Genomic DNA, 23834 nt, shown 5'->3' on the forward strand with positions numbered 1-23834 from the left:
CGATGTCAACGACGCCTTGCTAGAGCCCATTCAAGAACGCAACGAGCAATTCGTTCACTTCGGCTGAACGCTCGCACTGAATCCAATGACCCGCCCCATCGAGAATGTGGCAGCCACGCAATCCAGGTAGCACGCGCGCCAGATTCTCGATACGGGCCTGCACGCCCGGAAACTTAAGAACATCGTCTCTCGCGCCGGCCACGAACATCGAGGGCTGGCGGATCACGGCTCCTCGCCATGCGGCCATCAGTTCCGACGAGCGGCGCATGCCGCGGTACCAGTTCAGGCCCCCTCTAAAGCCGGTGCGCGCGAACTCGCCGGCCACATAAGCGATCTCTTCGCTGGTGAGCCAGCCTGGCAGCGTCTCGGGGTCCGCCGTGTTGTCGAGAAAGCCTGCGCCGGGCGCCAATATTCCCGCCACGACGCGCTCGGGCCCGTCACCCGACATGCTGAAAGTCATGCGTCGAATCGCGGCTTCGGGGTCGGCCTCGAACTCGCTCTCAGCCACGCCAGGCGTCTGGAAATACTGCATGTAGAATGTTCGTATTCCTTGTCGATCCAATGCACTGAGCAAGTCTTCCCGCGTAGGCGGATGAAACGGCACGCTCATACCGACGACGGCACGAAACAGATCCGGCCGCAACATCGCCGCGCTCCAGGCCACCGGCGCGCCCCAATCGTGGCCGACGATCACCGCCTCGCTCTCGCCGAGCACGTTGGTGAGTTCGACCATGTCACCGACGAGATGCAGCATCGTGTACGACTCCGCATCCGGCGGCGCATCAGTGCCGCCGTAGCCGCGCATATCGGGCGCAATGGCGCGGAAACCCGCGGCGGCAAGCGCCGTCAACTGGTGTCGCCAGGAGTGCCACGACTCCGGAAAACCGTGACATAGCAGCACTAGCCGGCCGCTGCCCTGGCTGGCCACACGCATGCGCAGTGCGCCCACCTGCAGTGTCTCGAGGCGAAGTTCGTGCAAGGTCCGCTCCGTGAGGTTCAGTTTAAAGTGGCAAGCAACGTGGGCAGCCTGGCGGCGGCCGCCGCGGCCTTGGCCCCGCTCTCCAGCAACAAGGCGAGCTTGGCGGTGTCGTCGGGCCGCATGCCGCGCATGATCGCGTTCTGGCTGTTCAGCCGGCATTGCGACAGCCACGCGTTCAAGCCCGCGTTCTGCCGCCAGCTCGCCATGTTGGCAAGGGTCACGGCCCACATGCGCAACCAGTCGACCGGATGCTCGGGGCTGGGCACGAGGCGGCACAGCGTGTTCTTCTCGACCGGGTCAATGACGTGGCTCTCGACATACGCAATCAGCGCGGCACTGAACACCGGTTGGCACCAGCGCACCATCAGCAGATTGATCTGGTCGCCGTCGAACACGGGCAGCGCCGGTGGCATCTGGATCGCGCCGGCGGAGCAGTCGATGTAGAGCGTGTCGGGGTCGGCGGGTAGCGAGCCTCGATCGAGCATGATCCGCGTCGACTGCACGGATTGCAGGTGACCGAGACGCACGATGTCTTCGATGCGCCGGAGTTGTTCCAGTTCCGCTTGAGAAATGATGGCGCATCGATACATGCGGGGTTCGACTGTCTTGTCGATGCGCAAGAGCAGGCCGCGCTGTTCCAGCCTGGCAAACAGATCAGGTATCGAAGTCGCCTCGGTGATGGCTTCGAACTGACCAATCGTGCCGCCGATCGTCCGCTCCAGATTCTCCGCGCCGGGCTGCGTGTTGGCGCGATCCAGCAGCCACGCATCGCGCGGCATGATCCAGCGGATACGCGACGGGGCCACTCCGTTTTGCAGCAGCCAGAGGCAGGCATCCATTCCGGTCTTGCCGGCACCCACCACCGTATAGCAAGCATGCGCACGTTGAATGTCGGGCAGCCGGTTCAACGGTATGCACTTCACGTCCGGCGCAACCGTGTACTTCGGACGATGCGTTGAAGGCACCTCTGTCCGCGCATGGGTAGCGTTCACGAGTTTTTTGCGCGCGATCACCTGCCGCTCATCGCCATTCAACAACGACTTGAAGCGATGTGTGCCGTCAGGGCGCGCGCTGTGATCGCTCATCGGAAACCATTGAACGCGGCCCGAGGGCAAGAAGCGCTGCCGCATCACCTGGTCGAAATGGCTTAGCACTTCCGCGCCGCTCGCCAACTCGTACATGCCTTTGTTCAGGCCCGTCTCGTCCTTGGTCCAGGTGCTCAGCTCGCGCGAATTCACACCGTAAAACGCGGACGGCTGGTGCAGACCGACGAATGGATAGGCGTTGTTCCAGTGACCGCCTGGACGATGGTGTCTGTCGATCATCACCACGTGGGCTCCGGTCTCGCCGAGCAGCGTGTCGACGAAAGCCATGGCGGTCGCGCCGGCGCCAATGACGAGATAGTCGGTTTCGATCGGTTGAGTGTCCATTGTCTCTCGCTCCCGATGCGTTTTACGGCGTCAACGCATTGCCGATGAATCAGGTCGGCGCCGTATGTAAGCGCTCCGGCGAATCAATAAACCCTAACGTTGATCCGCTCATGGATGGCCTCGCAATGGCGAACGAGCGTAGGACGCGAGAGCACGTACTGCTTCAACGGCGTGTCGATCTGGTAGAAGTAGATGTTCGCGACAAAGCCATAGATCGCCGCATCGACGGTGGTAGGCTCGGGCCCAAAAACAAATCCGTCGTTGCCGAGCAGGTCCGCCACCACACGCAGATCGTCGATACCTCTCGCGTAGACCTGCTCCGGTTCATAGCGGCCAATGCCCTGATAGTGATACCGCAACCGGTTGTATTCGCGCGCGGCTTCGAGATCGCTCGCGGTTACGTCTGCGTGTGCTGCAAGAATGGCGTCGCGAAATAATGGCCAGAAACGATCGTCGCGCCAGCGTGAAAAGCTCATTGTCCAGTACAGGTCATCCAGCGTTCTTTGGACCAGGAAGCCGAGATTCAATTGCCCTAGCGAAAGCGTGTTGTCGATCCGCAGGTCGTATCGACTCTTTAGATGGGCGATGATCCGGTCGCTATCGCCGATTGTTTCTTCGCCATCGACCAGATACGGCAACTGTCCACGCGGCGCGAGGCTCGTATCGAGGATGTGGCGATGCTCGAAGTCCATCCCGCACAGACGCATGAATGCGAATACCTTGAGACCGAAGGGATTGTTGTCGGCGACGCCAAACAGGTCGGGGTAGGAATAAAGCGTCAGCATGCGGCACTCCTCGCCAGGCCGTCACTCAACGAAGAAGTTGTTTCTCCGGAGTGCGGAAGTGAGCGGGTACGATGCTCCTAAGCTTACTCGACTCGTGATCGGTCGTCATGTAATTGAAGCGCGATCGAGTCGCGTGTGCGCGCCGCGGTGCGCGATGGCAATATCGACGCGATCGGCCATTTCGGGGTACCGTCCACCGTCCCGGCCGCTCAGTGACCCAGGCCGCTTTTGACGAGTTGTTGCTCCACGAACTGGGCGAACAGCGAATGCAGATGCGTTGTCGGATGGAGTTCGTCGGCGAACATGTACGTCTGGTCCGCGTTCGAGGTCACGTAGGTGGGCGGCGAGCACAGCAAGGCCGTGTCATTGGGCGTTTTCTTGGGGTCGCAGGCCTGACTGGTGTTCGATACGGTGAAGCCATTGGCCTGGAAGTTCGCGATGATTCCGTTCAACCACGTATAGGCATCGATCTGGATGACTTTCGATTGCAGGCCACCGGTCTGCAACGCGGTGTTCAGGGTATCGTTGAACAGTTGCGATAACTGGGTCAGGTTTGCCCCGCCATCGGACGACGCAATGCCCTGCGGCGAGAGTCCGGCATTCGGAAGATTGACCACCACGACGTGCGCGCCGCCGTTCTGGACGATCTGGCCGACAATCTGAGCGAGGGTGTTGGCCGCCGTCTCCACGGTCGGCGCCGCAGCCGGCAGCGGCCCGGCACGAAGCACGTCGTTCGCGCCCGCCCAGACGAGCACCAGTTGATTGGAGTTAAAGCTGCCGTGTGCGGCCAGGTAACTCGAAACCTGCTGATTCACAGGCATTTCGACGTTGCCGATCACTGCGGTCAGAAAATCGGACTGGTTTGCCGGCGTCGCTACCGTGGCGCCGCCTTCCGCATAACCGAGGCCGCCCTGCGCATTGAGTTTATGCGTGATGTCGATCGTGTACGCGGCCTTCAGCGTGTCGCCGTAGTACTGCGCGACGTCCTGACTCCACACTTGTCCGGGATTCGTGGTGAAGCGCCCGCCGCCAACCACGCTCGCGATCGGAGCGTAGGTCCCGACGTCCGACAGACTGTCGCCAAACGAGACGATTTGCAGATTGATGCCGCCTGCCGGCGTGGCTGTGCTGCCGCTACTCGAACCGTTTCCGTTTCCGTGCCCGCCGCAGGCCGGAAGGAGTGAGATCGCCACGGCAAGAATTACAGCGCGTACCGTGTCATTTATTCCTCGCGTCACAACGCCTCCCTGACCAGTCGAAGAACTGTGGCCACGTTGCGGCCTACCCGCGCGTCGCCCTTCCGATAAGCATTCTCTTCAAGCAAGAATCGGACACGCCTACTGAAGTGTCAGTGATATCCCGTCGGCGTAGATCACGCGACACCTTGGGCTTGCCGGCGAACGGCCACCTGCCACGCGCAGAAATCGTCTCTGCGCACAGCAACATAGATGGAGCGCAGATCGACCATGCTATCTCCGATGGAGCGAAAAGCATCGTGCTGGCGGGCGAGGGTGATGGCGATGCATCGAAGGAGGCGCTGGCCGCCCTCGACCGGGGCGGCGCAAAAGGGAATTGCGGTTGTCCGCTCGACGCGCGTGATGTCGGGCTTCGTCAATAGAAACGTGGAAGTAAAGGACGACAAGCGCGGTTTCGTTGTCTCGCTTGATTCTCCGGCAGCTTTTGATGGGGTGCGTGGCACAAGCCAATCCGGGACGGCCTCGCGGCCGTCTTCGATTGGCGAGCCGCAACAGCGGATCCGGTCGTTAGTCTCGCGCCCTGTCGATCGCACTGACAGCCAACTCCCGCGCTAGGTCGGCGTACAGTTCGGCCCATTTGCCTATCAGGCTGGGATCATCGGTCAGAAAAAGCGGATGTTCGGCCCACGCGCTGACATCGGCACCTTTCCAGGCCATTTCGAATATCCGCAACTCTTCATCCTCGCTGACACCGACGTCGACCAACTCGCAGAACGAGGCGAGGTTGGAGAGAGTGACAGCATGGGCCGTCATGCCGTGGATGGCAGCCAGCGCGCCGGTCGCCCGTTTTCGCGCGTCGTCGCGGCTACTGGCAAGCAGGAACACAATGCTGTCGTCGTGCGAGTTGTTGAATACCGCCCGATACAGCGAGGTCTTGCAGCGATGGCTCAGTTGCGTGCCCATGGTTGCCCCCGGTTCCGAAAACTGTTCGTCGTTTTGCTCCGCCGCCTGGGCTCCGCTGATTTGCGCCTCCAAACGCTGCTGCCGGTCGCGGTATCTGTCGCTGCTCCAGTACAGGTAAATACCGCACACGAGCAGGCAGGCCAGCGCGAGAATCCCGACGCCCCCAAGTATCGCCAGATCCGCATGCGCCATTTTAGGCCTCCTCTAGTCTCACGCGTGCCTCGCCCGCCATTTGCGGGACTTGCCGGCACGCCATCTATCAGAATACGGCGGCCCCGCTCGACTTTTTAAACCGTCCCGCGCATGCACCGGACGTAGGCGGCGAAATCCACTCGCATCGCCGGCGTGGGCGTGATCTTGCGAGCGTAGGGACGTTGCTTCGAGTATCTGATGGGAGTGGTTATTGATCAATAGAGCACACCTCTCTATTGACCAATCGTTGCCGCTATAGGACGCTAGCAGGCTTACGCCATCGCATGGGGTCGGGTGAACCCCGCCTTGATCGAGACGATGGCGATTCTCGGCACCTCGGCACCGTATCGCGCGCGGCCGGTGAAAATGTCGACCCTGGTTGGAATCTGGTCGTGCTTCAGCGTACCGGTTGTGGGCTCACGGCCGCTACCATCCAACGCGGCTCAATGAACGGCCGCAGCTCCCGCAACAGGAGTGACGCGGTCCCACGGCATGCGCAAGCTGGCGCGCATGCCGTCCGCCGCATCTATACACCGGCCAGCGCAGGCAGATCCACCTCATACGACATGCGTTCGCGCCTGTTGCCCATCTCTGATTGATGAACGACGCGACTCTGACGCGGCGCGCTTTCGATACGTCGCGGCAACGGCGCCGGATAACGCGCACGTTTCTTCTCCAGAATGGCCTGGCTCAAAAACTCGGCGCTGTAGGCTTTCAACAGGTGCGCATGATGCGCTTCTATATAAGCGGCAATCTGCGCCTGTTCGCCTTCGATCATGGCCAGCAACGCCAGCGTCTGCGCATCCCAACGAAAGCGCAGGCCGAGCTCGTCGAAAGCGGCGTTATAGGCGCACAGTTGCGCCTGGATTTCAACATGGTGCGCGCTGTCGCCAGCGTCGAATTGCAAGGGGTTCATGGTCATCTCCATCAGCAGGTGGCACGACCAAAGAGTAGAAGAGCCTATAAATAAACGATAGTTAAAGTTTTTTCGAAAAACGATAGTGCTTTGTTTATATATTGGTTTACCCCAAGTCGCCACAGCAACCCTATTCGCGCGCCTGAACAAGGGGGTCGTCGCCGCCAATCAAGCCATGGTCAAGGGTGACAGCTCATCCATTAGGAATGCCTAATGCAAACCATAAAATGTTTTAACTTTTACTTATTACAGTTCTCGCGCAGCATCCCCCTCAGACGTGCTGCACGACCTGTTCCCTCTTCGCCCGGCTCTGTGTTCGACGGTAAGGGTTTTCGTTAGTGCAGTTCCCTCTGGCCGACCATTGGCGCCTCGTTGCCCGCAAACTTTGCGGCGATAAAGCGGTTCGATCACGTAAGTCCAACGCGCCGCTTGAGCGCGACGGAATATACAGGAGACGGAGACATGGGACATTCCGGTGTATCGGAAAAAGGCCGCATTGCATTCACGCATCACCGCTGGGTGCAACTCGCGATCGGCATTGTGTGCATGGGGCTCGTCGCGAACCTGCAATACGCATGGACACTGTTCGTCGTACCGATGGACAACGCCCATCATTGGGGACAAGCGGCGATCCAGACCGCATTCACGATCTTCATCGTCACCGAAACCTGGCTCGTGCCCGTCGAAGGCTGGCTCGTCGACAAGTTCGGGCCGCGCCCCGTCGTGATCGGCGGTTCGCTGTGCGCGGCGCTCGGCTGGATCATCGACGCGCATGCAAGCAGTCTCACCGCGCTATACGTCGCGGCAGTCATCGCTGGGATCGGCGCGGGCTGCGTGTACGGCACCTGCGTCGGCACGGCGCTCAAATGGTTTCCGGACAAACGCGGCCTGGCGGCCGGTTTGACCGCGGCGGGCTTTGGCGCCGGCGCGGCTATCACGGTCATTCCAATTGCCGACATGATTCAGCGTTCGGGCTACCAGCACACGTTCATGTTCTTCGGCATTTTCCAGGGCGTCTGCATTCTGCTGCTCGCCACCATGCTGATCCGGCCGAAGCCGCCGGCAACCGCTGTCGTCCCTAAACGCATCGTCGCTAGCAAGATCGACTACACGCCCGGCGAGATGATCCGTTCGCCGCTCTTCTGGGTGCTGTATCTGATGTTCGTGTTCGTTGCGGCCGGCGGCATCATCGCGACCGCGCAGCTCGGGCCGATTGCGAAGGAATACGGCTTTGCCAAGCTGCCCGTGAATCTGATGGGCATCACGCTGCCGCTGCTCACGATGACGCTGTCGATCGACAACCTGTGCAACGGCTTTACCCGTCCCTTGTGCGGCTTTCTGTCGGACCGCATCGGCCGGGAAAACACGATGTTCATGATCTTTCTCGGCGAAGGCGTCGCACTGCTGGGACTCATGCAGTTCGGCCATAACCCGTACGCCTTCATGTTCTTCGCGGCCGCCGTGTTCCTGTGCTGGGGCGAAATCTTCTCGATCTTCCCGGCGACCTGCGCGGACACGTTCGGCAGCAAATACGCCGCCGCCAACGCAGGCACGCTTTACACCGCGAAGGGCACCGCATCGATGCTGGTACCACTTGCATCGGTGCTGTCGGCGAACGGCGGATGGAGCACGGTGTTCATCTCGGCCGCCGTGGTGTCGATCGCGGCAGCCGTATCCGCGAAGTTCGTCCTCGCCCCCATGAGAAAGCGCTGGATCGAAAACTCAGGCGCGCCGGCCAACGTGGTCATGGCTGAGGCAAGGCTGCAACCGTCGTCCGGCGGCTCGCCTGATTGACTGACCACGTGAGCGCACCGCTCGTAACAAACCACACAACGCCCCGCCACCAAGGAGAGATGTCATGGCAGAAGCCGACCAGCCCACAACAGACGATACGTCGACACAACAGGCGACCGAGACGACCGACGGATTCCATCTCGTCATCGACGCGCTGAAACTGAACGACATCAACACCATCTTTGGCCTCGTCGGCATCCCGATCACCGACCTGGCGCGGCTTGCCCAAGCGGAAGGGATGCGTTTCATCGGCTTTCGGCATGAGCAGCACGCAGGCAATGCAGCGGCCGTTGCCGGCTACATGACGAAGAAGCCGGGGATCTGCCTGACGGTCTCGGCGCCGGGCTTTCTGAACGGACTCACCGCGCTCGCCAATGCGACCACCAACTGCTTCCCGATGATCCTGATCAGCGGGTCGAGCGAGCGCGAAATCGTCGACCTGCAGCAAGGCGATTACGAAGAGATGGATCAGCTGAATGCAGCCAAGCCGTATGCCAAGGCCGCCTATCGTGTGCTGCATGCGGAAGATATCGGCATCGGCGTGGCGCGGGCCATCCGGGCCGCAGTGTCGGGCCGCCCCGGCGGCGTGTATCTGGATTTGCCCGCCAAGCTGCTCGCGCAAACGATAGACGCCGTGAAGGCGCAGCAATCGCTGGTGCGCGTGATCGATGCCGCGCCGCGTCAGTTGCCCGCGCCGGAATCGGTCAAGCGCGCGATTGACGTGCTGAAGGGCGCGAAGCGCCCACTGATCCTGCTCGGCAAGGGCGCGGCGTATGCGCAGGCTGACGCCGAGATTCGCGCGTTCGTCGAACAAAGCGGCATTCCGTATCTGCCGATGTCGATGGCCAAGGGCCTGCTGCCCGACACGCACGAGCAATCGGCGTCGGCGGCGCGTTCGTTCGTGCTGCAGGAAGCCGACGTCGTCGTGCTGATCGGCGCGCGGCTGAACTGGCTGCTCTCGCATGGCAAGGGCAAGACGTGGGGCGCGGAGCCGAAGAAGTTCGTCCAGATCGACATCTCGCCGACCGAAATCGACAGCAACGTCGCGATTGCCGCGCCGGTGATCGGCGATATCGGCTCGTGCGTGGCGGCCCTGCGTGAAGGCATCGATGCCAGCTACACGAAGCCGGGCGCCGAGTGGACCGGCGCGATCGCCGAGCGCAAGAACAAGAACCTCGCCAAGATGGCCGCGACGCTCGACAAGAACCCGTCGCCGATGAATTTCCACAGCGCGTTGCGCGCGATCCGCGACGTGCTGAAGACGCGCCCCGACATCAACGTCGTCAACGAAGGCGCGAACACGCTCGACTACGCGCGCAGCATCATCGACATGTACGAGCCGCGCAAACGCTTCGACTCGGGCACGTGGGGAATCATGGGCATCGGCATGGGCTTCGCGATCGGCGCGGCGGTGACGAGCGGCAAACCGGTCGTCGCGATCGAAGGCGATAGCGCGTTCGGCTTCAGCGGCATGGAGCTCGAAACCATCTGCCGTTACGACTTGCCGGTTTGCACGATCGTCTTCAACAACAACGGCGTGTATCGCGGCACCGACGTGAACCCGACTGGCGGCAAGGACGTCGCGCCGACCGTGTTCGTGAAGAACGCGCGCTACGACAAGATGATCGAGGCATTCGGCGGCGTCGGCTATCACGCGACCACGCCGGAAGAATTGACGAAGGCGCTGCTCGAATCGATCGCATCGGGCAAGCCGAGCTTGATCAATGCCGTCATCGACGAAGCGGCCGGCACCGAAAGCGGTCGATTGACCAATCTGAATCCGCAAAGCGCGGCAATGAAAAAGTAATCTGGGCAACCACGGAGATTTCAACATGACCAAACCTCTCGAAGGCATCAGGATCATCGACTTCACCCACGTTCAAGCCGGCCCTGCCTGTACGCAGTTGCTCGCCTGGTTCGGCGCGGACGTCATCAAGGTTGAGCGGCCGGGTTCCGGCGACGTGACGCGCAATCAGTTACGCGATATCCCCGATGCCGACGCGTTGTACTTCACGATGCTCAACAGCAACAAGAAGTCACTCACGCTGGACACGAAAAAACCCGAAGGCAAGGAGGTGCTCGAAAAGCTGATCCGCGAATCGGACGTGCTGGTCGAGAATTTCGGCCCGGGCGCGTTGGACCGGATGGGTTTTTCGTGGGAACGGCTGAACGAACTCAACCCGAAGATGATCGTCGCTTCGGTGAAGGGCTTCAGCGACGGCCACCACTACGACGACCTGAAGGTCTACGAAAACGTCGCGCAATGCGCGGGCGGCGCGGCCTCCACCACCGGCTTCTGGGACGGCCCGCCGACCATCAGCGCGGCTGCGCTCGGCGACAGCAATACCGGCATGCATCTGGCCATCGGCATTCTGACCGCACTGTTGGGACGCGACAAAACCGGCAAGGGCCAGAAAGTCGCGGTGTCGATGCAGGACAGCGTGCTGAATCTGTGCCGTGTGAAACTGCGCGACCAGCAACGCCTGGAACGTGTCGGCTACCTCGAGGAATATCCGCAGTATCCGCACGGCGAATTCAGCGATGTCGTGCCGCGCGGCGGTAATGCGGGCGGCGGCGGCCAACCGGGCTGGGTGCTCAAATGCAAGGGCTGGGAAACGGATCCGAACGCATACATCTACTTCACGATCCAGGGCCACGCGTGGGAGCCGATCTGCAAGGCGCTCGGCAAGCCCGAGTGGATCGATGACCCGGCCTACAAGACGGCGGAAGCACGTCAACCGCATATCTTCGACATCTTCAACACGATCGAAGGCTGGCTTGCCGACAAGACCAAGTTCGAAGCGGTCGATATCCTGCGCAAGTTCGACATTCCGTGCGCGCCGGTGCTGACCATGAAAGAGCTGGCGAACGATCCGTCGTTGCGCGCGAGCGGCACGATCGTCGAAGTGCCGCACAAGAAACGCGGCACGTATCTGACTGTCGGCAGCCCGATCAAGTTTTCGGATCTGAAGCCGGAAGTCACCGCGTCGCCGCTGCTCGGCGAACACACCGACGAAGTGCTCGCGAGCCTCGGCTACAGCCAGCAGGACATTTTTAATCTGCGCGAAGTGAAAGCGGTCTAATGGTGCCAGGCAAGCCCGGTTACATGCCTGCGCTTGCGGATGCGGCGTCCTTGGTGACGCCGCATCTCATTTCCATTCAAGCATTCTCTGTTTTTACATTCGGGGCAGCGCTATGCAAAACGCCATCGACTTCCAGCAACTTGCCAATGCAATCGGCGACGCGATCATCATTTCAGACGCCCGCGGCAGCATCACCTTCTGGAATCCCGCGGCTGAACGCATGTTCGGCTTCGCGCAAAGCGAGGCGCTCGGCAATTCGCTGGACCTGATCATCCCGGAACGTCTGCGCGGCCGCCATTGGGACGGCTACCAGAAGACCATGGCAACGGGCGAAACCCGCTACGGCAACGACGTGCTGCGCGTCCCCGCCGTGCACAAGGACGGGCGCTCGCTGTCGATTGCCTTTACGGTCGCGTTGCTGCATTCGCCGCAGAACGAACTCACGGGCATCGTCGCCGTGATCCGCGACGAAACCAGCCGCTTCCAGGAGGATCGCCTGCTGCGCAAGCGGCTTGCAGAGCTGGAGGCGTCCGCCGGCGCGTAAGCGCATCGGCCGCTCGAGCGCCCCTGCTTCACTCCCCTTCGGTCCATCGCTGTAGACTCTGCCAGATCGCGTTTCAACCACACCGGATCAGGCAGCATGGACCGCATCGACGCAATGAAGGTATTCGTCGCCACGCTCGACGAAGGGAGCCTGGCCGGCGCGAGCCGCCGGCTCGGCCGCTCGCCCGCTGCGGTTAGCCGCGCCATTGCGTTCCTCGAAGAACATGTCGGCACGGCGCTGCTGCATCGCACGACGCGGACGATCAAACTGAGCGAAGCCGGCGAACGATATGCCGCCGCCTGCCGCCGCATTCTGACTGACCTCGAGGAGGCCGATCTGTCGATTGCCGGCGAGCGTTCCGCACCGCGCGGGCTGCTCACGATCACGGCTCCGGTGGCCGCCGGCCAGGACATGCTGCAGCCGATCATCGACGATTTCGTCGACCGCTATCCGGCTGTCTCGGTCCGCTTGAATATGCTCGACCGCCCGGTGAGCCTCATTGACGAAGGGATGGATCTGGCGCTGCGCATCGCCCATCTGCCCGATTCGACGCTGGTGGCGATTCCCGTCGGCGAAGTGCGGCGGGTCGTTGCCGCGTCGCCCCGCTACCTGGCGAAACACCCTCCAATCACCGAGCCTGCCGATCTTGCCCAGCATCAGATCATCTCCATGACCCACTTCGGGCTGGATTCGTGGAGCTTCCCGCCGTCGGACGGCTCGACGATTCCGCGAGTCGTGCAGTTCACGCCTCGCTTCATCGTCAACAGCATTCAGGCGGCTGTGGCATCGGCGGTCGCGGGACACGGCGTCACGCGCATGTTTTCCTACCACGTCGCCGAACAGGTCAAGGACGGCTCGCTCAAGATCGTCCTGAGCGACAACGAGCCCGCCCCGCTGCCGGTCCACCTGCTGACGCCGCACGGGCGCCTCGCGGTGCCGAAGGTGCGCGCGTTCGTCGATTTCGCGGCGCCGCGACTGCGCCGGCATTTCGCGCAGTCCCAGCGGATCACGACGCAAAATTGAATCGCCTCGCGGAAGAATGTCTGCCGTGCGGCGTGGATTCTCTCTTCAATCGGTTCAATCTAGACTTGCTCCATCGAGGTCTCCTGGCGCAACCTGCGGTCGCTCCGGCGAATTCACCGACGCGGCCGACGCTACGCTCAACTCGAATCGGCACCCATCGCAACGGGCAGGTTCCGGCGCGCGAACGGCGGCAATAACGTCGACGCTCCAGGCATTGCATGCCACGTTGCAAGGCATTCCGCATTCAGTGCGCAATCCTGATAAGAGGCATTGCGAGCCGTGACTCTCGTACCTATCGTGTCGAGCCCACCAGTTGGACGAGTCGGCGCGTAACCGAACAGTGGAGATAGTCATGCAACGTGCAGTCGTCAACGGACCTGGCGCGCCGTCATTCAATGTCTGGCGCGGCACGCTGGCAGGAGCCAGCGCGAGCCTTGTCGGCATTGGTCTCGCGCGCTTTGCCTATACCCCGTTATTGCCGGCGATCGTCGGCGCGCACTGGTTTCCGGCATCGACCGCGGCGTATCTCGGCGCGGCCAATCTCGGCGGCTATCTGGCGGGCGCACTGGCAGGCGACTGGCTGGCGCGGCGCTTCGACGCCACGTTCGTACTGCGCGCGATGATGTTGCTCGCGACCCTCGCGTTCGTCGCGTGCGCCTTTCCGGTTTCGTTTCTCTGGTTCTTCGTCTGGCGCTTCGCATCCGGCCTGGCCGGCGGCGCGCTGATGGTGCTGGCCGCGCCGACAGTCCTCGCGCATGTGATTCCATCGCGCAGGGGCTTTGCGAGCGGCGCGATCTTCAGCGGTATCGGTCTGGGCATCGTGGCATCCGGGACGATCGTGCCGATTCTGCTGCGTCAGGGCCTGACACAAACGTGGCTGGGACTCGCCGCGATCTCCCTCGCACTGACCGCCGTCGCATGGAACGGGTGGCCCGGACGAGGCGAATCCGCCGTGCAACCAAAGACGCATCGCACAGCGCATGACCAGACTTATCCGGCTGCGTCGCTGCGCGCGCTCTACGCCGAGTATGCGTTGAACGCCGTGGGACTCGTTCCGCACATGATCTTTCTGGTCGATTTCGTGGCGCGCGGCCTCGGCAAGGGCGTCGATGCCGGCGCGCAATACTGGGTGCTGTTCGGACTCGGCGCGATCGTAGGCCCGCTGTTGAGCGGCCATCTGGCTGACCGCAGCGGGTTCGGACCGGCACTGCGCGTGGCCTATGTCCTGCAGATCGCGGCGGTCGCGTTGCCGGCCGTCGTGCGAGGCCCAGCGGCACTGATCGTGTCGAGCGTCATAGTCGGCGCATTCGTGCCGGGGATCGTGGCGCTCGTGCTCGGCAAGGTCAATGAATTGCTCACGCATCATCCGGCTGCCCAGAAGGGCGCCTGGAGCGCGGCGACCACCAGTTTCGCCGTCTTGCAGGCTGCCGCGGCCTACGCCTTGTCGTTTCTGTTCGCGCACGACGGCGGCAATTACGCGACGTTGTTCGTGATCGGCGCGGTGTCTTTGGCGCTTGCTCTGGCGGTGGATCTGTTCGTGGCGCTCCGCTTCGGTTCGAAGCAACCGCCGCGAGTTCCGGCCGCCCGGCACGTGGGCTGAGCAACCGGCAGCATACCGACGCAGGCTAGCCAGCCGCGCTCGCATCTATTTGCCGGGAAGACGATATGAACACTCCTCCACAACTTTCCCTGCCGTCCGGTCAGGCAGCGCACGGCCTCGATTACTCGGCGCGACATGAACGTTACTGGCGACGCAATCTGGCGGTATGCGTATTCGGCTCGTTCACGACGCTCGTCAGCCTGAGCATGCTGCTGCCGTTTTTGCCCATCTACGTCCAGCAACTCGGCGTGCCAACGCAGTCCGCCGTCATCCAGTGGTCGGGAATCGCGTTCGGCGCCACGTTTCTTGGAACCGCGATCACCGCGCCATTGTGGGGGCGCCTTGCCGATCGTTACGGCCGCAAGCCGATGCTGGTGCGCGCGGCCGTCGGCATGGCGGTGGTGATGTCGTTGATCGGGCTTGCGCACAACGTCCATCAACTCGTCGCCCTGCGCCTGATCGCGGGCCTCGTGGGCGGCTACTCGTCGGCGTCGACGGTGATGGTCGGCACGCAGGCACCGAAGGAGCGGGCAGGCTGGGCGCTCGGTGTGCTGTCGACGGGCGCGCTCGCCGGCAACCTGATCGGGCCGCTCGTCGGCGGTTTTTTGCCGGGCTGGCTCGGCATTCGCGGCACGTTCTTTGCCGGCGGCGCCATGATCGCGGTTGCCGCGTTGCTCACGATTTTCGTCGTCAAGGAAGATTTCAACCCGGCCGCCCATTCCAGATCACGTCCCGCCGAGCCTGCGCCGGCCAGCACGCATCGCAACAACTCTCCGGTGATCGCCGCGTTGCTGGTCACAGCGATGATGGTGCTGCTCGCCAACATGTCGATCGAGCCGGTCATCACGGTCTATGTCGGCAGTCTCGGCGTGCCGTCGCTTCGTCTGGCGCGCGTGGCGGGTATGGTGATGGCCTGTTCGGCTTTCGGCAGCATGCTGACGGCCGCGCGCCTGGGCGCGTTGGCCGATCGGATCGGCGGCTGGAACGTGATCGTCGCTTGCCTCGTGTCGACCGGTCTGGTGATGATTCCGCAGGCGTTCGTGCACGCGTGGTGGCAACTGGCCGGATTACGCGCGCTGATGGGCATGACGCTCGCCGGCCTTCTGCCTTCGATCGCAAAACTGGCCCGGCATGCGGTGCAAGAGCACAAGACCGGTCAGATGCTCGGTTACCTGCAATCGGCACAATTCAGCGGACAGGTCGTCGGTCCGATTATCGGCGGCGTGATCGCCGTCCATCTCGGCTTGCATGCCGTGTTTTTCGTCACCGGCTCGTTGCTGGTGGCGTGCGCCGCGCTCGCGCAGTGGGCGCGGACTCGTCAGCGCGTGGCTGTTTGATCGGAGAAACTGCCACGTCATTCGCCCGCGACTGTTCTACCCAACGGACTCTTTACCCTCGCGTGCAATTGCGTGCGAATCTCGCTCGCCACCGCCGGCGGCAGCGGGATATAATCCAGGTCCTCCGCGGCCTGGTCGCCGTTCGTCAGCGCCCAGTCCAGGAATCTCAGTGTTTCCTCGCCGCGCTCCGGTTTGTCCTGTGTGCTGTGAAGCAATATATACGTGGCACCGACAACCGGCCACGCGTTCGTGCCCGGTTCGTTGGTCAGGATCGGAAAGAGCGATTTCGACCAATCGGCGCTCGCGGCGGCAGCCTTGAATGTCTCCTGTCCAGGTCGAACCGCGGCACCCGAGGCAGTTTGCATGGCCGCGTACGACATGTGATTCTGCTTCGTGAAATCCCACGCAACGTAGCCGATCGCGCCCGGCAGATGTTGTACGAAGGTCGCGACCCCTTCGTTGCCTCGTCCGCCTATTCCGCGCGGCCAGCGCACTGAAGTCCCCTCGCCGACTCTGCTCTTCCACTCAGGGTTGACCTGCGCGAGATAGTGCGTCCAGATCAGCGTGGTGCCCGAACCGTCAAGCCGACGGACCACAGCGATGGGCGTGTCGGGCAGCTTGATCGTGGGATTGATGGCGGCGATGGCCGGGGCATTCCAGCTAATGATCTTGCCCAGGTAGATATCCCCCAGCACACGCCCGGAGAGAATCAACTCACCGGGCTTGATGCCGGGAAGATTGACGACCGGCACGACGCCGCCGATCACCGTTGGAAACTGCAGCAGGCCATGCTTCGCAAGCTCGTCGTCGCTCAGCGGCGCGTCCGACCCGGCGAAATCGATCTGGCTGACCATGATTTCCTTTAGCCCTTCCGTCGACCCGACACCGCGATAGCTCACCGTGCCGCCGCCCGCGCGCTGGTATGCGGTGGCCCATTTCGTATAGATCGGCGCTGCAAAGGTGCTGCCGGCACCGGTGATGTCGGCGCTGTACGCCGCGACCGTCAAAAAAGCGCCGGCCACACCCGCCAACAGTGTTTGTTTATAGCTCACGAAAGACCTCACTCGGAATTGTTGTCGAAGCTCATGAGGTGAAGCTCGCCGGTAACGACGCGTGGCGTGAAGAAACTATTTTCTGGCGGACTCTTTTACACTTTCTATTTCCACCAGTTTGCCGTCGCGCTGCGGTGTGCCAACTGAAAATCGCGCAAGCGCAGCGCTGAAAAAACCAACTTTCCTTATTACAGGACGACGAAGGTCGATAGGCAAATTGAATCGCTCTATCAACGCCGCATGGAAAACGACTCGCGATTCTGCTTCGCCATCCTGAACAGCATGACCTCTCCCTTCAAGCGAAGGTCCGTTGGATAGTCAGGTGAGAAGCCGCTTCGAGCACGGTTTCAATGCCCCAAAAATTTCTATGTTGTAGGATTCGTATCGCGGTTTGCTAAGCTACCTGATACGCGTCTTACGTTCACCTCACTTCCGTGCGCTTTGGCGACTTACGTAACTTGAGCCGATGAACTCCACACCCCACACGCGTGACGCCGCAACGGCATCGGCACAAGAGCGGACCTCGGACAATTCCGGCAAGCGAGGCGGAACGGTTTCGCCGGACATGTCGGCGGCGTTGGCTTTTTCGACGCTGGTCGCGCCAATGGCCACGCAAGTGGCGCAACGCATCGGCACCTTATGCGTGAATGCGGATCCGGAGAGTCCGCACAAACTGCGTGTCGTGCTGCGCCGTCTGCGTACGCTTTGGTGGGCTTACGCTCCGCTTATCGACAGATCGCAGGCAAGATGGCAGCGGCGCGAATTCAAGGCGCTAGCCGATTCCGCCGGACAGACGCGTGACTGGGATATCCTGAAACGCTTACTGGTCGAAGATCCGACGGTGCCGCACTCTTTTGCAGCGCTCATCGAAAGGGTCGATCTATTGCGCGGCGATGCGCTGTTGCATAGCCGCGCAACCATCGCCGCAGCGAACGTCGAGTCGATGCTGACGCAGCGGATAGCGGGCGTGATGCTGCAACTCGATGCCTGCTCATGCGAAGAGCCGCTTGCGGTATTCGCCGCGAGCCGTGTTTCAACGGCGAAGAACGCGCTGCGAAAACGATTGAAGCGTGTGCTTAGCATGCGGGACGCCGGATACGCCGAGTTTCACGAGGTCCGAATCGCCGGGAAGAAGTTGCGCTATCTGCTGGAGTTTTTCGCACCTCTGCTCGATAGCGGGCACGAGATCGGCGTCGTAGAGCTCACACAATTGCAGGACGAACTAGGAAATCTCAACGATATTGTTTCGAGCGAAGCGCTACTGTTGGCGCATGCGGTTCGGCTCGGCGAGCGCGACGTTGTAGACAATGCAATCGCGTATCTGAGGCATTGCCAAGGCCAGCACATGCAACGCGTCGATGTACAGTTACGCGCACTCAGCGAGAAGCTCGCGGCCGAGCGACCCGGCTTTGACATGAACTGACGATATGGCATGCACAGCCACTGACGATCAGGTCTGATGCAACGTCCCGTGCCCTATCGTTCCTTGCGCCGACGAAATGCCCACCATCCCGCGAGTCCCGTGAATCCGGCGACGAGTAACACCATCACCCAAAAGCCGTGACGGTTTTCAGCAAGCGGAATGCCCCCCACATTCATGCCGAAAAAGCCCGCGACGATATTGATCGGCATAGCCAGCACCGTCACCAGCGTCAGCGTAAACAGCGTGCGGTTGTTCTGCTCTTCAAGCCGGGAAATGATTTCCTCCTGCAGCAGTCTGACCCGTTCGATCAACCCAGCCACGTCCGAGAGCACCACGGAAAATTCTTCCGTTGATTCACGCAGGTCCTGTACGTCCTCTGAATGCAGCCAGCGCGGCGGCCTTGCCAACAGACGAAAGATCGCGCCGGGCTCCGGCGCCCGCATGCGCTGCAAGCGCGTCAGCATACGGCGCATCGCGCCCAGATCGATCCGGTTCTGCGTCGGCCGCTGCGACAGGAAGCGGTCCTCGATCCGGTCGACGTCAGCGCTGGTTCGCCGGACGATCTGCACGAGCAGATCCGCCTGGTCGCGCATCAGATGAACCAGCAATTCCGCTGGAGACCTGAATACCTCGCCTTCCCGAACAGATGCGCGCAATCGGTCCACCGAACGCAGCGGCTTGAGGCGCGCGGTCACGATGATCCGCTGATTCGCGTAGATCCACAGGGTCGCGATCTCCGAGGGAATGAACTCGAGATTGAACATGACGTCGTTCACGACCGCGCGTAGCGCGCCGTCCGCATGTTCGATACGCGTGGAGTGCGAGCCTTCACGCAATGCGTCGAAGAAAGTCTCGGGCAAATCGAGCTGGGCCCGCATCCAACGCTCACTGGCACTATGCGCCAGATTGAAGTGGAGCCAGAGAAACTCGCTGCCTTCCCTCGCTGGGCCGTTTGCGTCGTGGACCTGGAGCCATTCGACGACTTCATCGGCGTCGATGGATCTTCCCGCGCGAGTCGAAGAAAAGACAAAGCCGCAGACCATGCCGGACGAATCCGCGCCGTAGGTTTGCAGTAGCAGATCAGATTTCATAGGTCATTCAGCGTTTGCTTCCCGTCCGGGATTGGCCTATCCGGCAATTTGCCGGCCGACAATCAGAACCTTGGCGATCGCCATGCGATTCCAACCTCAGGCACCGCACAGATTGAAATGGAATCAAAGGCCTGAGCATATCGCGGCCGATCAAAAGAAGGTTAACCCGCCAGTTTTCACGACGTCGACTTAGCGAACGCTTAAGGTTCGACAACCTGATCAATTAATTTGAGTAGTCACAAGAACGTCATATTTCACCCTTAAGTTGCAGCCCATTGAAGGCGACAGCATCGCCATGAGGAGTCTTGCCATGAATCTCAAGCAACTTACGCTGATTGCGTGCGCGCTGTGTGCCAGCGCGGCACACGCCGCCGATATCACCGGCGCGGGCAGCACCTTTGCCGCGCCGATCTATACGAAATGGGCCGACGCTTATCAAAAGACGGGCGGCGGCAAGGTCAACTATCAGGGCATCGGTTCGTCGGGCGGCATCAAGCAGATCATCGCGAAGACCGTGGATTTCGCCGGCTCGGACGCTCCGATGAAAGACGACGAACTGGCCAAGAACGGGCTGTTCCAGTTCCCGACGGTGGTTGGCGGTGTGGTGCCGGCAATCAACGTGCCGGGTGTGAAGCCTGGCGAACTGGTGTTGTCGGGTGAAGTGCTCGGCGGCATCTATCTTGGCAAGATCAAGAAGTGGAACGATCCGGCGATCGTCGCGCTGAACCCGAAAATCAAGCTGCCGGATACGGACATCGCAGTGGTTCGCCGTGCCGATGGTTCGGGTACGAGTTTCATCTGGACAAACTACCTGTCCAAGGTGAGCCCGGACTGGAAGTCGAAAGTGGGCGAAGGCGCGACGGTGAATTGGCCGACGGGCACGGGCGGCAAAGGTAACGACGGCGTTGCGGCCTTCGTGCAGCGTCTGCCGGGCGCGATCGGCTATGTCGAGTGGGCCTATGCGAAGCAGAACCACATGACCTATGCCGCGCTGAAAAATGCGGCGGGTACGGTGGTCGAGCCGACCACCGACAGCTTCAAGGCAGCCGCAGCAGGCGCGGACTGGTCGAAATCGTTCTACCAGATCCTGACGAACGAGCCGGGCAAGAACGCGTGGCCCGTGGTCGGCGCGACGTTCGTGCTGTTACATACAACGCAGGACAAAGCGCCGCAAGGCGCCGAAACGCTGAAGTTCTTTGATTGGGCGTTCAAGAACGGCAGCAAGGCGGCCGACGATCTCGACTACATTTCGCTGCCGGAATCCGTGACGGCTGAAATCCGCTCGCAATGGAAACAGAAGGTGAAGGACGCGTCGGGCAAACCAGTCGCGCCTTAAGCGTCGGATTCATGGGGCACGCGTCGCAGGCGCGTGCCTTTCTCCACCACGCGTCCGACCGGGCGGCACATGTCAGGTCGCGACCTTCGACATGACCGCCGTCGCCGGGTCGTAACGGTAGCCCTTCTGCGCGAGTTGATGCGTCATCGTGGCAGCGATCAGTTTTTGCTGCATCTCCCTGGAGATCAATTCGTGATCCGGCTTGAGCCGCTCGAGCTCGGATGAAAGCCGCCTCACGAGCGCCACCTCGCCGGTGCTGCGTGCGTCGATGAACAAGATTTTCTCGCTTGCGAGACCCAACCGCTGTTTGAGGTCCTTGGCGTGCGCGACCCATTGTTCGGCCGTCGCGCGAAGCTCGCCCATGGCCTTTGCATGGGCTTTGGCTTGCGCCGACACTTGACGTTGCAACGCCGCGACTTCCTCCGCGCCGTCAGGTTCGTCGGCTCCGCCTGCTGACTGCTGGGCGCGCTGAGTGTGTTGCGCAATGGCTGCGGCTTGCGCCGCGACGCGCTGCTCCAACTGCGCGACATGACGTTCGGCGACCTCTGCTCGCTCCCTCACGGCGACCGCATCCTGCGACAGTCGAGCCAGGTTGGCGCTGGCCAGTGTCTTCGCCTCGGTCACGGCGCTGACCTGCTCCCGCGTCTCTTCCAGTTCGCGCATGACGCGCTGCAATTCGGTGAGATGAGCCGACGATTCGTCGGCCCGCGCCACGGCGTTCTCGCGCTCTGCTGTCAACGCGGCGCGTGCCTGCTCCAGTTCAGCTTCCAGCGCGTTTAAGCGGGCGAGGTTTTCGTTTGCCTGCGCCTCGGCGGCTTTTGCGTGCAACGAGGCCGCGTCCAGCTCCGCCGACATGCGTGTCGCCTCTTCCTGCCTGGCTTGATGGGCGCTCTTCAATGTCGCGATCTGCTGCTGGGCTTGATCGCGTTCCTCAGTGGCTCGCGCTATTTCGTCGTCCTTGCCTGATATCGCCGCGGCCAACTCCGCTCGTGCCTTGCGTTCTTCGTCGAGCAGAGCCGTCATGGCTTGCTGGTCGGCAGCTTGCGACGCCGCACGCTGCACGAGTTCTGCCACGCGTGCTTCGGCTGCTTGCGCGCGCGACGTGGCCGCGCTCAACTCATCGGACAGTCGCGTCGCTTCTTCTGACTTCGCCCGATGGGCGTCGCGCAATGTGGCGAACTGCTGTCGCGTCTGATCGTGCTCCTGAGTGACTCGCGTCACATCATCATTCCTGGCTGAGGCAACCGCGGTCAACTCTTCGCGTGCTTTGCGTTCTTCCTCCAGCAACGCGTGCGTCGCTGTCAGATTAGCGTGATCCACCGATGCGCGCTGCTCGAGTTCTTCTACACGTGCCTCCGCTGTTTGCGCGCGTGAGGTCGCCGCGTTCGCTTCCTGTGACCAGCGTGTCGCCTCTTGCGAGCTAGCCTGATAAGCGACGTCCAACGTTGCGACTTGCTGCAGCGCCTGGTCGCGCTCCTGAGTGACTCGCGTCAATTCGTCGTTCTTGCTGGAGACGACCGAAGCCAACTCCGCGCGTGCCTTGCGTTCCTCTGCGAGCGACGCCTGCGTGGCTCCCAGGCTGGCATCTTGCGACGACACACGCTGCGTGAGTTCTTGCACGCGCGCCTCTGCGGTTTGCGCACGTGACGAAGCAGCACTCTCCTCTTGCGACTTGGCCTCATAAGCGTAGCGCAGCGACGTGATCTCCTGCAGCGCAAGGTCGCGCTCCTGGGCGACCCGCGTCATTTCATCGTTCGTGACGGAAACGATCGAAGCCAGTTCCTCGCGTGCTTTGCGTTCTTCAGCAAGCGATACCTTTGCGGCTTCGAGGCTGGCATCTTGCGACGACACCCGCTGCGCGAGTTCCTCCACGCGCGCCTCTGCGGCTTGCGCACGTGACGAAGCGGCGCTTGCCTCCTGCGACCATTGTGCGACTTCTTGCGACTTCGCCTCGTAGGCGTCGCGCAAGGTGGCGATCTCCTGCTGAGCCTGATCACACGCCTGCGTGACTCGCGTCACCTCATCGCTCTTGCTCGAGACAACCGCGACCAACTCTGCGCGCGCCTTGCGTTCCTCATCGAGCAACGCGTTCGACGCTTTCAGATTGGCCTGGTCCACCGTCGCACGCTGCACGAATTCCTCGATGCGTGCCTCCGCCGCTCCAGCACGCGACGTGGCCGCGCTTGCCTCTTGCGACCATCGCGTCGCTTCTTCTGTCTTTGCCTGACAGGCATCGCTCAACGTTGCAATCTCGTGGCGCGCCTGATCGCGCTCCTGAATGACCTGAGCGACTTCGTCGTTTTTGCCCGCGAGAGCGGTGGCCAACTCTTCGCGCGCGAGCCGTTCCTCGTCGAGCGAGGCCTTCATAGCCTCCAGATCGGCGTCATGCGCGGACGCACGCTGCACCAGTTCCTCGGCGTGAGTTTCAGCCGCTTCAGCGCGGCCGGTGGCGGTCGCGAGTTCCGCTTCAAGGCGTAGGGCGGCACTTTCCGAGGCACTCAACGCGTCCGTCAGGGCGCCAAGACGATTGCGCCCCGTTTCGATTTCATCAATCGTCTTTTGATACTCGGCGAGCGCTTCGTCCCGTTCCGCGAGGGCCGCTTCGAGGTCCTGGTTCACCGCCGCGAGACGCTGACTGAACGCCTTCTCCGCATCGTGTTGGGACGCCGCCCAAATCCGATCCGCGGCACTGATCACAGTTTCGGCGAGGCCCTCCGGCAATCCGGGCTGGGCCTGCACTTGCGGCGTTTCGGCCTGCCGCGCTTCGCGCCAGCGTTGCAAGGCCGCGACTATCGCTACCAGCGACCCCCCGCGAACCTCTTTCCAGATTGTCACTGGCGACACTCTTCTGCCTTCTTCGACCATGCGATCGGCGATTGCCGCGATCTGTTCATCGGTGAACGTGTCTGCGTCCGTGGACATATGCGCCTCAAGAATCAATGTAACGGGGCGAAAGGTTAAATTTTCAATACGTTACTACGTCTGCGGACGTCCGGCGACGTTCGGGATTCAAGCCAAATGACAGCTAACAGGATGCGCACGGATATTAGGGCCTAACGGTCTTCTCGAATGCATGGAACAAAGGACCAT

Annotated in this window: 18 protein-coding genes and 1 pseudogene; 10 read left to right on the plus strand and 9 right to left on the minus strand. The window is 61.8% G+C overall.

The features are described from left to right. Positions 1-19 precede the first annotated feature (19 nt). From RI103_RS31620 to RI103_RS31635, 4 genes are all read right to left on the minus strand, one after another. Positions 20-979, minus strand: a complete 960-nt coding sequence (locus RI103_RS31620) for an alpha/beta hydrolase (protein WP_310816633.1) — start codon at positions 977-979, stop codon at positions 20-22. Positions 980-996: 17 nt separating this feature from the next. Further along, a complete protein-coding gene (locus tag RI103_RS31625; RefSeq protein ID WP_310816634.1) occupies positions 997-2409 on the minus strand; it encodes an NAD(P)/FAD-dependent oxidoreductase in 1413 nt (470 codons plus the stop codon). Between the two features lie 83 nt (positions 2410-2492). After that, positions 2493-3194, minus strand: a complete 702-nt coding sequence (locus tag RI103_RS31630; protein ID WP_310816636.1) for a glutathione S-transferase C-terminal domain-containing protein — start codon at positions 3192-3194, stop codon at positions 2493-2495. A 209-nt stretch (positions 3195-3403) separates the two neighbouring features. Then, on the minus strand, positions 3404-4387 hold the full coding sequence (locus RI103_RS31635; RefSeq protein WP_310816637.1) for an SGNH/GDSL hydrolase family protein: 984 nt from the start codon (positions 4385-4387) through the stop codon (positions 3404-3406). A gap of 182 nt (positions 4388-4569) precedes the next feature. Here RI103_RS31635 and ansB point away from each other — a divergent pair. Further along, positions 4570-4861 (plus strand): annotated as a pseudogene (gene ansB, locus RI103_RS31640) (L-asparaginase 2); the annotation flags it as partial. A gap of 96 nt (positions 4862-4957) precedes the next feature. On the opposite strand, the gene RI103_RS31645 reads toward ansB, so the two are convergent. Then, positions 4958-5545, minus strand: a complete 588-nt coding sequence (locus tag RI103_RS31645) for a hypothetical protein (protein ID WP_310816638.1) — start codon at positions 5543-5545, stop codon at positions 4958-4960. A 526-nt stretch (positions 5546-6071) separates the two neighbouring features. Further along, positions 6072-6629: a hypothetical protein gene (locus RI103_RS31650; protein WP_310816639.1), complete on the minus strand. Its 558-nt coding sequence runs from the start codon at positions 6627-6629 to the stop codon at positions 6072-6074. Positions 6630-6923: 294 nt separating this feature from the next. On the opposite strand from RI103_RS31650, the gene oxlT reads away from it, so the two are divergent. The 7 genes from oxlT to RI103_RS31685 all read left to right on the plus strand — a co-directional run bounded on the left by oxlT (position 6924) and on the right by RI103_RS31685 (position 15842). Then, positions 6924-8255: an oxalate/formate MFS antiporter gene (gene oxlT / locus RI103_RS31655; RefSeq protein WP_310816640.1), complete on the plus strand. Its 1332-nt coding sequence runs from the start codon at positions 6924-6926 to the stop codon at positions 8253-8255. A gap of 64 nt (positions 8256-8319) precedes the next feature. Continuing rightward, entirely contained in the window at positions 8320-10062 is a 1743-nt protein-coding gene (gene oxc / locus RI103_RS31660; protein WP_310816641.1) for an oxalyl-CoA decarboxylase, read from the plus strand. Between the two features lie 25 nt (positions 10063-10087). Beyond that, a complete protein-coding gene (gene frc, locus RI103_RS31665) occupies positions 10088-11338 on the plus strand; it encodes a formyl-CoA transferase (protein ID WP_310816642.1) in 1251 nt (416 codons plus the stop codon). Between the two features lie 112 nt (positions 11339-11450). Next, on the plus strand, positions 11451-11882 hold the full coding sequence (locus RI103_RS31670) for a PAS domain-containing protein (RefSeq protein WP_310816643.1): 432 nt from the start codon (positions 11451-11453) through the stop codon (positions 11880-11882). Between the two features lie 96 nt (positions 11883-11978). After that, on the plus strand, positions 11979-12905 hold the full coding sequence (locus RI103_RS31675) for a LysR family transcriptional regulator (RefSeq protein WP_310816644.1): 927 nt from the start codon (positions 11979-11981) through the stop codon (positions 12903-12905). Between the two features lie 352 nt (positions 12906-13257). After that, positions 13258-14505 (plus strand): YbfB/YjiJ family MFS transporter, encoded by a 1248-nt coding sequence (locus RI103_RS31680; protein WP_310816645.1) that lies wholly within the window; start codon positions 13258-13260, stop codon positions 14503-14505. A gap of 65 nt (positions 14506-14570) precedes the next feature. Further along, a complete protein-coding gene (locus RI103_RS31685) occupies positions 14571-15842 on the plus strand; it encodes an MFS transporter (RefSeq protein ID WP_310816646.1) in 1272 nt (423 codons plus the stop codon). A gap of 17 nt (positions 15843-15859) precedes the next feature. Here the strand turns inward: RI103_RS31685 and pstS (RI103_RS31690) are convergent, their stop codons facing one another. Then, entirely contained in the window at positions 15860-16894 is a 1035-nt protein-coding gene (gene pstS, locus RI103_RS31690; protein ID WP_310816648.1) for a phosphate ABC transporter substrate-binding protein PstS, read from the minus strand. Positions 16895-17498: 604 nt separating this feature from the next. Here pstS (RI103_RS31690) and RI103_RS31695 point away from each other — a divergent pair. Next, positions 17499-18317, plus strand: a complete 819-nt coding sequence (locus tag RI103_RS31695; RefSeq protein ID WP_310818627.1) for a CHAD domain-containing protein — start codon at positions 17499-17501, stop codon at positions 18315-18317. Positions 18318-18370: 53 nt separating this feature from the next. On the opposite strand, the gene RI103_RS31700 is transcribed toward RI103_RS31695, so the two are convergent. Further along, positions 18371-19408 carry a transporter gene (locus tag RI103_RS31700; RefSeq protein ID WP_310816650.1) on the minus strand — a complete coding sequence of 346 codons (1038 nt, stop codon included), beginning with the start codon at positions 19406-19408 and terminating at the stop codon, positions 18371-18373. A 310-nt stretch (positions 19409-19718) separates the two neighbouring features. On the opposite strand from RI103_RS31700, the gene pstS (RI103_RS31705) reads away from it, so the two are divergent. Next, entirely contained in the window at positions 19719-20744 is a 1026-nt protein-coding gene (gene pstS, locus RI103_RS31705; protein WP_310816651.1) for a phosphate ABC transporter substrate-binding protein PstS, read from the plus strand. A 72-nt stretch (positions 20745-20816) separates the two neighbouring features. Here pstS (RI103_RS31705) and RI103_RS31710 read toward each other — a convergent pair whose 3' ends face one another. Continuing rightward, positions 20817-23666: a DNA-binding protein gene (locus RI103_RS31710; RefSeq protein WP_310816654.1), complete on the minus strand. Its 2850-nt coding sequence runs from the start codon at positions 23664-23666 to the stop codon at positions 20817-20819. Between the last annotated feature and the right edge of the window lie 168 nt (positions 23667-23834).

Source organism: Paraburkholderia sp. FT54 (assembly GCF_031585635.1).
In the GTDB taxonomy this organism is placed as follows: domain Bacteria; phylum Pseudomonadota; class Gammaproteobacteria; order Burkholderiales; family Burkholderiaceae; genus Paraburkholderia.